Raw genomic sequence first — 11,227 nt, forward strand, 5'->3', positions numbered from 1 at the left:
GCTCAACAGAAGGAGATCTTCCGTGCTGGTCCTGCTGCCTCCCTCCGAAGGCAAGGCGTCCTCCGGTCGTGGCGCCCCGCTGAAGCTGGAGTCGCTGTCGCTGCCGGGACTCAACGAGGGCCGGGAGGCGGTCCTCGACGCGCTCGTCGAGCTGTGCGCGGGGGACGAGGAGAAGGCGCGCGAGGTGCTCGGGCTGAGCGAGGGGCTGCGCGGCGAGGTCGCGAAGAACGTCGAGCTGAGGACCGCGGGGACACGGCCCGCCGGGGAGATCTACACGGGTGTGCTCTACGACGCCCTCGACCTGGCCACACTCGACACCGCCGCGAAGAGGCGGGCCGGGCGTTCGCTGCTCGTGTTCTCGGGGTTGTGGGGAGCGGTCCGGGTGACGGACCGGATTCCGTCGTACCGGTGCTCGATGGGCGTGAGGCTGCCGGGGCTCGGGGCGCTGGGCGGACACTGGCGTACGCCGATGGCCTCCGCCCTCACCGAGGCGGCCGGGGACGGGCTCGTGCTCGATCTGCGGTCCTCCGCGTACGCCGCCGCCTGGAAGCCGAAGGGTGAGGTCGCGGGACGGACGGCGACCGTACGGGTGCTGCACGCGCCGACCCGGAAGGTCGTCAGCCACTTCAACAAGGCGACGAAGGGGCGGATGGTGCGGAGTCTGCTGACTGCGGGGGTCGCGCCGAAGCGTCCCGCCGAGCTGGTGGAGGCGCTGCGGGGGCTGGGGTACGTCGTGGAGGCGGAGGCGCCCCCGAAGGCCGGGCAGGCGTGGGCCCTGGATGTGCTGGTGGATGAGATCCACTAGGAAGGCATTGCAGAGCGCGCAACGACCTTTGCGCGCACCGCATCGCTTCGGCAGGATGGCGCCATGGCCTCCTCCTCGCTGCTCGACCGCGCTCCCGTCGTTCCCGTCGTCGTCCTGGAGGACGTCTCCGACGCCGTACCGCTCGCCCGCGCGCTGGTCGCCGGTGGGCTGCCCGCGATCGAGGTGACGCTGCGGACTCCGGCCGCGCTCGACGCGATCCGGGCGATCGCCGGCGAGGTGCCGGAGGCGGTGGTCGGGGCCGGGACCGTCATCACGCCCGAGCAGGTGAAGGAGTCGGTGGCGGCGGGCGCACGCTTTCTCGTCAGCCCGGGCTGGACGGACGTACTCCTGGAGGCGATGCGCGGGTCCGGGGTGCCGTTCCTGCCGGGGGTGTCGACGACCTCCGAGGTCGTGGCGCTGCTGGAGCGGGGGGTGACGGAGATGAAGTTCTTTCCGGCGGAGGCGGCCGGGGGGACGGCGTATCTGAAGTCCCTCTCGGGGCCGTTGCCGCAGGCGCGGTTCTGTCCGACGGGAGGGATCGGGCCCGGGAATGCCCCCGAGTATCTGTCTCTGCCCAACGTCGGCTGTGTGGGCGGGACTTGGATGCTGCCCGCGGATGCGGTCGCCGCGCGGGACTGGGGTCGGGTGGAGGCGCTGGCCCGCGAGGCCGCCGGGCTCAGGACACGCTGAGGCCGCTGGACGACAGGGCCTACGGGCGCAGGTGTGACGTGTCGTTGAGGAGCCGTACGCTCGCGTTGCCGTCGGCGTAGTACGCGACCGCCGAGATGGAGGCCGCCGAGAGTTCCATGCGGAACAGGGACTCGGGCGGGGCGCCCAGGGCGAGGCGTACGAACGTCTTGATCGGGGTGACGTGGGTGACGAGCAGGACCGTCCGGCCCGCGTACGCCGCCACGAGCTTGTCCCTCGTCGCCGCGATCCGGGTCGCCGTGGCCGCGAAGCTCTCGCCGCCGCCGGTGGGTTCGGCCTCGGGGTCGGAGAGCCAGGCGTTCAGGTCGTCGGGGTAACACTCGCGCACCTCGCCGAAGGTGAGGCCCTCCCAGGCGCCGAAGTCCGTCTCGATCAGGCCGTCTTCGACCGTGACCTCGATACCGAGCCGGTCGGCCACGGCGGAGGCGGTCTCCCTGGTACGGGCCAGGGGCGAGGCGAGGATGTGCTGGATCGTGCCTCGTCGCGCGAGGGCTTCCGCGGCCTTCTCGGCCTGTTCTCTTCCGACGGCGGAGAGGGAGGGATCCGTACCGCCGCTCCCCGAGAACCGCTTCTGGGGCGTGAGCGGAGTCTCCCCGTGCCGCAGGAGTACGAAAGTGGCCGGAGCCCCCATGTCCGCCGGCGCCCACCCGGGGGCGGCCACGGCCTTGGCAGCACGCCGGTCCGCCTCGCCCTCGGCAGCACGCCCGCCCGCCTCGCCCTCGGCAGCACGCCCGTCCACCTCGCCCTCGGCAGCACGCCCGCCCGCCGCACCCTTGGCAGCACGCCCGTCCGCCGCGCCCGTGGCATCGGCGGCTCCGGCGCCGGGGGATTCGGACGGCCGGCGGATCGAGCTCGCCGCCCCCTCCGAGTCCATCGCCTCGTTCGCCAGCCTGTCCGCGTGCTTGTTCTGCTCCCGGGGAATCCACTCGTACGTCACCCGCCCCGGCGGAAAGACCCGCCCCGCCTCCATGGCCAGCGGCTTCAGGTCCGGATGCTTGATCTTCCAGCGCCCCGACATCTGTTCCACGACCAGCTTGGAGTCCATCCGGACGTGGACCCGGGCCGAGGGGTCCAGATCGTGCGCGGCGCGCAGGCCCGCCAGCAACCCCCGGTACTCGGCGACGTTGTTCGTGACGACGCCGAGATACTCGTACGTCTCGACCAGCGTCTGACCCGTCGCCGCGTCCAGCACCACGAAGCCGTACCCGGCGGGACCCGGGTTGCCCCGTGAGCCGCCGTCGGCCTCGACGATGAACTCCCGCACGCCCGAAGCTCCTTACAGGCCGGACTCGGAGGTGCGCACCAGGATGCGGCGGCAGTTCTCGCAGCGCACCACGGTGTCGGGCGCGGCCGCGCGGACCTCGTTGAAGTCGGTGATCGCCAGCTCCTGACGGCAGCCCTGGCAGGTGCGCTGGTACAGCTTGGCCGCACCGATGCCGCCCTGCTGCTGGCGCAGCTTGTCGTAGAGCCCCAGCAGGTCGGCGGGGATGGCGCCCGCGATGACCTCGCGCTCCTTCGTCACCGTCGCCACCTCGCCGTCCAACGACTCGAAGGCCGCGTCACGGCGGGCCGTCGCGTCGTCGATCTTCGACTGAACGGAGGAGACCCGCTCGGTCAGCTCGGCGACCCGCTCCTGCGCGGACTCGCGGCGCTCCATGACCTCCAGGACCACGTCCTCCAGGTCGCCCTGACGCTTGGCGAGGGAGGTGATCTCGCGCTGGAGGTTCTCCAGGTCCTTGGGGGAGGTCACGGCACCGGAGTCGAGTCGCTGCTGGTCGCGGGTGGCGCGCTGACGCACCTGGTCCACGTCCTGCTCGGCCTTGGTCTGCTCGCGGGCGGTGTCACTCTCCTCGGTCTGCGCGGCCACCAGGAGGTCACGCAGCTGAGTGGCGTCCTTGGTGAGCGCCTCGATCTCGGCGTGCTCGGGCAGCGACCGGCGCTTGTGCGCGAGCTGCTGGAGGCGGACGTCGAGGGCCTGGACGTCGAGGAGTCGGATCTGGTCGGCGGGCGCGGCGTTCAGTTGGGGGCTCCAGGTGAAGGGGAGTGACTGGTCCAGGGGTCGGTGACCGTCTTGGAGACGTGCACACGCAGGTCCCAGCCGTGGCGGTCGGAGATCTCGTCGAGCTGGGCGGCGGCCAGCTCGCACCAGGGCCACTCGGTGGCCCAGTGCGCCGCGTCGAGCAGCGCGAGGGGACTCTGGGCGACCGCTTCGGACACCGGGTGGTGGCGCAGGTCGGCGGTGAGGAAGGCGTCGACGCCGGCCGCACGAACCTGGTCGAAGAGGCTGTCGCCGGAGCCGCCGCTGACGGCGACCGTGCGGACGGTGGCCTCGGGGTCGCCTGCGACGCGGATGCCCTGCGCGGTGGTCGGCAGGCGTTCGGCAGCCCGCGCGGCGAGCTCGCGGACGGTCGTCGGAGGGTCGAGCTCGCACACCCGGCCCAGGCCCCGGCGTCCGGACGAGTCCGTCGGGTCCGGCACCAGCGGTCGTACGACCCGAAGGTCGAGCGCGCCCGCGAGCGCGTCGGAGACACCCGGGTCGGCGGTGTCCGCGTTGGTGTGGGCCACGTGCAGGGCGATGTCGTTCTTGATGAGGGTGTGGACGACCCTGCCCTTGAAGTGCGAGGCCGCCACGGTCGTCGTACCGCGCAGATAGAGGGGGTGGTGGGTGACCAGCAGGTCCGCGCCCAGCTTCACCGCCTCGTCGACGATCTCCTGGACCGGGTCGACGGCGAACAGGACCCGCGTGACCTCCTGGTCGGGGTCGCCCACGACAGTGCCGACCGCGTCCCAGGACTCGGCCCGCTCGGCGGGCCACAGGGTCTCCAGTGCGGCGATGACTTCAGACAGACGGGGCACGGGGAAAGGCTACCTGCCTGTTCTTCCCCGTTGAACCTGAGCTGCCCACGACCGTCCCGCTCAGCACAGTCGCCCCGGTTTCCTCAGGCGAAACGTTCCTGGGCCACCCCTTTGTGTGAAGCGAAAGCCTGCCGGACCCACGCCTGTGCGTGCGAAATCTAGTCTCGTGACTGGAGGTGACCGGACGATGACGGCCTGTGCCATCGAACCCTCGGCGGCAAACGAAGACGGGGAGAACTCGCGGACGGAGGACGTGATCACCGAGAACGGAGAGACTCCGCGGACGGAGTGCGTGATCACTGTCGACGGCTCCTACGCGGCCCGTCTCGCCCATGTCGGCGACTCGTGGTTCCCGGAGCGCTGGACTCTGGACGGCCCCGAGCCCTACGCGGTGCCGCTGCCCGGCAACCAGCCCGAGGAGCCCGGCACCGAGGTGCAGCCGATGGGCGACGGGCGGGTCCTGATCAGGCGGTTCGCGGACGGGCGGCACAACTTCTCGCTGCTCTACCCGACCGGGCCTCAGACGGGTGAGCTGCCACTGGGCGCGGTCGAGTGCCTGGACGAGGAAACGGTCCTACGGCTGCTGCCGCCGGCGCCGGGCGGCGAGAAGGCGTACGCCCTCGCCGTGGGCCGGCACTCCAGTGCCGTGTGGCTGGTGGCGGGCGGTGCCTTCGGGCCCGAACATCTCGCGGAGATCCCGGGGCACTGTTCGGGGGGGGTGTGGCTGGACCGGACCGGACGGATGCTGGTGCTCGACCGTGCGGTGGGCGGCCGTACGAAAGCCGTCGTGGTCGATCTGGAACGGGGCGGCGAGGTCTCGCCCCTCCTCCAGATCGCCGACGACAGCAACGACCGGCTGCTGCTCGCCGACCCGGACGGCGGGCTGCTGCTGATCTCCTCGGACGCGCCGTCGCCTGGGCGTGAGCGGCTGGGCTGGGGGGTGCTGGGCAGCACGCTGCCGGTGCGTTTCCCGGAGTGCCTGCGGGTGGCCGGCTGCGCGGTGACACCGTTCGCCATCCAGCCCGGGCAGGTGCTGATGCCAGAGAACTGCGGGGTGGCGCTGCGGGTCGACGGCCCGATGGGCAGCTGGGTGGGTGTGTGGCGGCCCGCCGCACGCCAGGTCGAGCATCTCCCGGCGCCCGAGGGGTGGTTGGCGGGCGCCGGGCTGTGGACCGAGGGCGGGGAGCTGCTGCTGCCGTGCACCACGGCGGACGCGCCGTGCGGGGTGGCGCGGTGGGCGGTGTCCTCGCGGGGCGGGGCCCTCATGGGGGAAGCGGAGGGCCCGGGGGGAACGGGGGCGGGGGACGCGCGCCCGGAGGATCCGGAGGGCGGCGGTACGGCCGTACAGTCGCCGGAACCGGATCCTCCGGAGCCTGTCGTGGCCCGTCCGGTGCCTTTGCAGCAAGCCCCGTTGGCAATCTTGTAACGAACTAGTGCCGGTTGGCGGGGCCGTCTGGATTCGCCCCGTGGTGCGCCGGTTAAAATCGCCCCGCTGTAAGAAAGATCATGTTGACGGGGTGAATTACTTCCGATGAGCGACGCCAGCACGAACCAGTCGACTGCCGACGTCCAGGAGTCCACCGGCCACGGTAAGCACCGGGGCCCGGTCTCGGTCCAGGACAGCGAGACGGCCCCGCGTGGCCGTCACCGCAAGTCGGTCGAGCAGACCGAGGCCGCGGCCTGACGGCACACGGCACACGGCCCTGCCCTTCCTGTGAGGGGCGGGGCCGTTTCGTGTCGACTGGGGCCTGGGGAAAACCGGCCCGGGGAAACCGGCCTACTCCCGCTTGAGTCCCAGTACTTCGGCCGCCGCGAACGTCTCCCCCGCCGGCCGCCGCGCGTAGTGCGGGGTGAGCAGCGCATCCAGCTCGTCGTACGTGAACGCGTCCTGCTTGCTGTCGAACTTGGCCTGCACCCGCGGTCGTTCGACGACGACCACCATCCCCCCGTGCACGACCAGCAACTGGCCGTTGACGCGCCCGGCGGCGGGCGAGGCCAAGTAGCCGACGAGCGGGGCGACATGCTCGGGGGCGAGGGGGTCGAGTCCCGACTCGGGCTGTTCGTAGCCGGCGAAGACGTCCTCGGTCATCCGGGTGCGGGCGCGCGGGCAGATGGCGTTGGCGGTCACGCCGTACTTGGCGAGCGAGAGCGCCGTCGAGGTGGTGAGTCCGACGATTCCCCCTTTGGCCGCCGCGTAGTTGGGCTGTCCGGCGGACCCGGCGAGGAACGCCTCCGAGGAGGTGTTGACGATACGGCCGTACACCGGCGCGCCCGCCGTCTTGGACCGCTCGCGCCAGTGAGCGGCCGCGAACCGGGTCGTGTTGAAGTGGCCCTTGAGATGGACCCGGATCACCGCGTCCCACTCGCCCTCGGTCATGGAGAACACCATGCGGTCGCGCAGGATGCCCGCGTTGTTGACCAGGATGTCGAGCTTGCCGAACTCGGTGACCGCCAACTCGACGAGCCGACCGGCCTGTTGGTGGTCGGCCACGTCTCCGGTGTGGGCGACCGCCTGTCCGCCCGCGGCCCGGATCTCGTCGGCGACCTGTTCGGCGGGGCCCCCGGAGGCCTCGCCCGAACCGTCCCGGCCCGGTTGTCCGTAGTCGTTGACGACCACTGCGGCACCGAGCCGGGCCAGCTCCAGCGCCTCGGCCCGGCCCAGCCCCCGGCCGGCGCCGGTGACGATCGCCGCGAGTCCCTCAAGTGGCGGTGGCATGGCCATCTCGGCCTCAGATCTCGATGCAGGTGCGCAGGGAGGTTCCCGTGCGCATCTGGTCGAGTGCCTCGTTGATCTCGCTCAGCGGCACCCGGTGGGTGATCAGGCCGTCCAGGTCGATGCGGCCGGCCCGCCACAGGGCGATGGTCCGCTCGTAGGAGCGCAGCACGTCCCCGCCGCCGTACAGGGAGGGCAGGATGCGCTTCTCGTCGAAGAACAGCTCGAACATGTTGAGCTGGAGGAGGTCGTCCATGGCGCCCGCGCCGACGACCACGAGGGTGCCGCCGCGTCGGGTGGTGTCGTACGCCGTCCGGGCGGTGGCCGACTTGCCGACGACCTCGAAGACGTAGTCGAAGCCCTCGCCCGCGGTCACCTGCTGCTTGGCGTCGGCCAGTTCGTCGGGGGAGACGGCCCGGGTGGCGCCGAACTCCAGGGCGGCCTCGCGGCGGGAGGCGACCGGGTCGACGGCGACGATCTCGGCGGCGCCCTTGAGCCGGGCCCCCTGGATCGCGGAGATGCCGACGCCCCCGCAGCCGATGACGGCGACCGACGAACCGGCCTCCACATCAGCGGTGTTGAGGGCGGCGCCGAGTCCGGTGGTGACCCCGCAGCCGATCAGTGCCGCTATGTCGAAGGGCACGTCGTCGGGTATCGGCACCGCGCAGCCGGCGTCGACGACGACCTCCTCGGTGAAGGTGCCGGTGCCGGCGAAGCCGAAGACATCGCCGCCGGGGCGCCGGAAGTTGGGGGTGCCCGCGTTCATGAACCCGGCGAGGCAGAGTTCGGTCTGGCCGCGCTTGCAGGCGGGGCAGGCGCCGCAGGCGGGGAGCCAGCAGACGACGACTCGGTCGCCGGGCTTCAAGTGGCCGACTCCTTCGCCGACTTCGAGGATCTCACCCGCGCCCTCGTGCCCGGGGACGAAGGGCGCCGGCTGCGGCAGGACCCCGCCCATCGCGGACAGGTCCGAGTGGCACAGTCCCGTGGCCCGCACCCGGATCCTGACCCTGCCGGGGCCGAACCCCACCGCCTCGACGTCGTCGAGGACCTCGAGCTTTTCCTGGCCGATCTCGTGCAGTACGGCTGCGCGCATGGTGCGGCTCCCCTCGTACGGCGTTCTGGTTTCAGGAGTGTTCGACGATGGTGTCGGCGAGGACGGGCGCGTCGTCCCGCTCCACAGCGCTGACGGCGACCCTTGTGGACTCCGGTGTGTGCCACATCCGGATCCGCAGGGTCTCCCCCGGGTGGACGACCCCGGCGAACCGGGTGGTGTACGACCGCACCCGGGTCACGTCCCCGCCGAGCAGCGTGTCGACGACCGCCTTGAGGGTCATGCCGTAGGTGCACAGCCCGTGCAGGATGGGCCGTTCGAACCCGGCGACCTTGGCGAACTCCGGGTCGGCGTGCAGCGGGTTCCAGTCGCCGGAGAGCCGGTAGAGCAGGGCCTGGTCCTCTCGGATCGGGCGCTCTACGGTCCGGTCGGGCTCGCCCGTCGGAGGGTCGAGACGTGCCGAGGGACCCCGGTCGCCGCCCCAGCCGCCCTCCCCCCGTACGAAGATCTGGGCGTCGTTGGTCCACAACGGGCCCTCGGTGTCGGCGACTTCGGTCCGCATGACCAGGACGGCGGCCTTGCCCTTGTCGTACACGGCGGCGATCCGGTTGGTCGCGGTGGCGGTGCCCGTGGCCGGGAGGGGCCGGTGGATGATGAGCGACTGTCCTCCGTGCAGGACCTTGGCGAGGTCGACCTCGATGCCCGGCATGGACAGTCCGCTGATCACGCCCGGCGAGCCCGAGCCCGCGACGGTGGCGAAGCTCGGCAGGACGTGCAGCCGGGATTCGAGGGTGTAGCGCAGTTCGTCGGGGTCGGTGGCGGGGATGCCCGCGCCGATCCCGAGGTGGTAGAGCTGGACGTCCTTCGAGGTCCAGGAGATCTCGCCGGTCCGGGGCTCGGCGGCGAGGGCTGTGGCGGCATCGATGGGCATACGGCTCCTGACAGTGACGGATCCAAGACCCCGGTACGGCCGTCCGCACCGTCGGCCGCACCGAGGTCGTCACGGGCCGATCTAGAACGCGTTCCAGTCCGGCGCCCTCTGTATAGCCGAGCGCACCGCACTTGTGAAGGCTCCTGACGGGGTGTCAGGTCGGGGTGTCGCCGGTCGGTGGGCACCGGCCCGCTTCCCCAAGAGAACACAAAGAAATCGTTAGTACGCAGAAGCATCGGAATAGTTGCTCATGCATACGTAGTTCACACCACACGTATCCCGAACTTCCAGGCCCGGAGGCCTCCCTCACATGACGCACACGCCGACCGACCAGCCCACCCGGAGAGCGTCCGGCGCTGTCGTCCCGGTGCTCGCCTTCGCGGGCATCGTGGTCGCGGTGATGCAGACCCTGCTCGTCCCGGTCATCAAGGACCTGCCGCAGCTGCTGGACACCGCGCCCAGCAACGCCACCTGGGTCCTGACGTCCACCCTGCTCTCGGGCGCCGTCGCCACCCCCATCATGGGCCGCCTCGGCGACCTGTACGGCAAGCGCCGGCTGCTCATCCTCAGCCTCGCCGTGATGGTGGTCGGCGCGCTGGTCAGCGCGCTCACGAGTGACCTGCTCACGATGATCGCCGGCCGCACCCTCCAGGGCTTCGCGATGGGCGCGATCCCCCTCGGCATCGGCCTGATGCGCGACATGCTGCCCCGCGAGAAGCTCGGCTCGGCGATGGCCCTGATGAGTTCCTCGATCGGCGTCGGCGGCGGCCTCGCCCTGCCGCTCGCGGCCCTGATCGCCCAGCACGCCGACTGGCACGCCCTCTTCTACGGCGCCGCCGGCCTTGGCGCGCTCTCGATCGTCCTCACCCTCCTCGTCGTACCGGAGTCCCCGGCGCGCGCCGAGGGCACCTTCGACGTCCTGGGCGCGATCGGCCTCTCCACCGGTCTCGTCCTCTTCCTCCTCCCGATCACCAAGGGCAGCGACTGGGGCTGGACCTCGGGCACCACACTCGGCCTCTTCGCCGCCGCCGCGGTCGTCCTCGTCCTGTGGGGCGTCATGGAGCTGCGCCTGAAGGCCCCACTGGTCGACCTGCGCACCACGGCCCGCCCGGCGGTCCTCTTCACCAACCTGGCGTCGATCATGGTCGGTGTCTCGTTCTACGTCGTCTCGCTCGTCCTTCCCCAGCTGCTCCAGCTCCCGAAGGCGACCGGCTACGGCCTCGGCCAGTCGATGGTCGTCGCGGGTCTCCTGGTCGCTCCGCTGGGCCTGACGATGATGTTCACGGCGCCGGTCTACGCCCGGCTGTCGGCGAAGTACGGCCCCAAGGTCACCCTGATCCTCGGCATGCTGATCATCGCGATCGGCTACGGCGCGGGCCTGGGCCTGATGAGCGCGGCCTGGCAGAGCCTGGTGATCGCCGTGGTCCTCGGCGCGGGCATCGGCCTCGCGTACTCGTCCCTTCCCGCGCTGATCGTCGGCGCGGTGCCGGCGTCGGAGACCGGCGCGGCCAACGGCCTCAACACGCTGATGCGCTCCATCGGTACGTCCGTGTCGAGCGCCGTGATCGGCATGGTGCTGGCGAACACCGCGAACAACGTCGGCGGCGTGGCGATCCCGACCATGCACGGCTTCCGGGTGTCCTTCCTGATCGCGACCGGCGCGGTGGCGATCGGCCTGCTGATGGCCCTGTTCCTGCCGAAGCCGAACCGCGCCCCGCAGCTGCGCGCAAGCAGCGAGGAGGAGGCGGGCATCGCGAACGCCGAGGCGTTGCTGCGCGGCTTCCGCGGGCGGGTGCTGAGCGCCGACGGCGTGCCGGTCGCCCGCGCCAAGGTCACGCTGATCGACCGGCGGGGGCGGCAGGCGGGTGCGACGCTGTCCGGCGAGGACGGCAGCTACGAGCTGACAGTGCCCGGCGAGGGCGCATACGTCCTGGCCGCACGGGCAACAGGACACGCTCCGCTGGCGTCGTCGGCGACGCATGGCGGCGGGGAACGGCCGGTGGACCTGGACCTGTCGCTGCCTGGTGAGACGACCGGGGTGCCCGCGTGAGCGGGTGCCCGAAGATCAGCGCGGCTTCCGCGGGCGGGTGCTGAGCGCCGACGGCGTGCCGGTCGCCCGCGCCAAGGTCACGCTGATCGACCGGCGGGGGCGGCAGGCGGGTG

11 protein-coding genes are annotated in these 11,227 nt (G+C 71.6%); 5 read left to right on the plus strand and 6 right to left on the minus strand.

Annotated elements, in window-relative coordinates; genetic code table 11:
- Positions 1 to 22 precede the first annotated feature (22 nt).
- Both yaaA and ACI2L1_RS35855 read left to right on the plus strand, forming a co-directional pair.
- On the plus strand, positions 23 to 805 hold the full coding sequence (yaaA, locus tag ACI2L1_RS35850) for a peroxide stress protein YaaA (protein WP_404743603.1): 783 nt from the start codon (positions 23 to 25) through the stop codon (positions 803 to 805).
- Positions 806 to 868: 63 nt separating this feature from the next.
- Positions 869 to 1,495, plus strand: coding sequence for a bifunctional 4-hydroxy-2-oxoglutarate aldolase/2-dehydro-3-deoxy-phosphogluconate aldolase (locus tag ACI2L1_RS35855; protein WP_404743604.1), 627 nt, complete (start codon positions 869 to 871; stop codon positions 1,493 to 1,495).
- 19 nt (positions 1,496 to 1,514) lie between these two features.
- Here ACI2L1_RS35855 and ACI2L1_RS35860 read toward each other — a convergent pair whose 3' ends face one another.
- The 3 genes from ACI2L1_RS35860 to ACI2L1_RS35870 are packed head-to-tail and all read right to left on the minus strand — an operon-like array spanning position 1,515 to position 4,369.
- Positions 1,515 to 2,777 (minus strand): bifunctional RNase H/acid phosphatase, encoded by a 1,263-nt coding sequence (locus tag ACI2L1_RS35860; protein WP_404743605.1) that lies wholly within the window; start codon positions 2,775 to 2,777, stop codon positions 1,515 to 1,517.
- Positions 2,778 to 2,789: 12 nt separating this feature from the next.
- Positions 2,790 to 3,533 carry a zinc ribbon domain-containing protein gene (locus tag ACI2L1_RS35865; RefSeq protein ID WP_404743660.1) on the minus strand — a complete coding sequence of 248 codons (744 nt, stop codon included), beginning with the start codon at positions 3,531 to 3,533 and terminating at the stop codon, positions 2,790 to 2,792.
- A complete protein-coding gene (locus ACI2L1_RS35870) occupies positions 3,530 to 4,369 on the minus strand; it encodes a Nif3-like dinuclear metal center hexameric protein (protein ID WP_404743606.1) in 840 nt (279 codons plus the stop codon). The genes ACI2L1_RS35865 and ACI2L1_RS35870 overlap by 4 nt, the downstream gene beginning before the upstream one ends.
- Positions 4,370 to 4,556: 187 nt before the next feature.
- On the opposite strand from ACI2L1_RS35870, the gene ACI2L1_RS35875 reads away from it, so the two are divergent.
- The gene (locus ACI2L1_RS35875) at positions 4,557 to 5,795 is read left to right on the plus strand and encodes a hypothetical protein (RefSeq protein ID WP_404743607.1); all 1,239 of its coding nucleotides are present in this window, start codon (positions 4,557 to 4,559) and stop codon (positions 5,793 to 5,795) included.
- A 105-nt stretch (positions 5,796 to 5,900) separates the two neighbouring features.
- Positions 5,901 to 6,053 carry a hypothetical protein gene (locus tag ACI2L1_RS35880; RefSeq protein WP_086724430.1) on the plus strand — a complete coding sequence of 51 codons (153 nt, stop codon included), beginning with the start codon at positions 5,901 to 5,903 and terminating at the stop codon, positions 6,051 to 6,053.
- A 93-nt stretch (positions 6,054 to 6,146) separates the two neighbouring features.
- Here ACI2L1_RS35880 and ACI2L1_RS35885 read toward each other — a convergent pair whose 3' ends face one another.
- The 3 genes from ACI2L1_RS35885 to ACI2L1_RS35895 are packed head-to-tail and all read right to left on the minus strand — an operon-like array spanning position 6,147 to position 9,064.
- Positions 6,147 to 7,085 carry a 3-oxoacyl-ACP reductase gene (locus ACI2L1_RS35885; RefSeq protein WP_404743608.1) on the minus strand — a complete coding sequence of 313 codons (939 nt, stop codon included), beginning with the start codon at positions 7,083 to 7,085 and terminating at the stop codon, positions 6,147 to 6,149.
- Between the two features lie 13 nt (positions 7,086 to 7,098).
- Positions 7,099 to 8,175 carry a Zn-dependent alcohol dehydrogenase gene (locus tag ACI2L1_RS35890; protein ID WP_404743609.1) on the minus strand — a complete coding sequence of 359 codons (1,077 nt, stop codon included), beginning with the start codon at positions 8,173 to 8,175 and terminating at the stop codon, positions 7,099 to 7,101.
- A gap of 31 nt (positions 8,176 to 8,206) precedes the next feature.
- A complete protein-coding gene (locus tag ACI2L1_RS35895; RefSeq protein WP_404743610.1) occupies positions 8,207 to 9,064 on the minus strand; it encodes a MaoC/PaaZ C-terminal domain-containing protein in 858 nt (285 codons plus the stop codon).
- 310 nt (positions 9,065 to 9,374) lie between these two features.
- Between ACI2L1_RS35895 and ACI2L1_RS35900 the strand changes: the two genes are divergently transcribed.
- A complete protein-coding gene (locus tag ACI2L1_RS35900; protein ID WP_404743611.1) occupies positions 9,375 to 11,114 on the plus strand; it encodes an MFS transporter in 1,740 nt (579 codons plus the stop codon).
- Positions 11,115 to 11,227 lie beyond the last annotated feature (113 nt).

The sequence above is a fragment of the Streptomyces sp. NPDC019531 genome (assembly GCF_044903305.1).
In the GTDB taxonomy this organism is placed as follows: Bacteria; Actinomycetota; Actinomycetes; order Streptomycetales; family Streptomycetaceae; genus Streptomyces.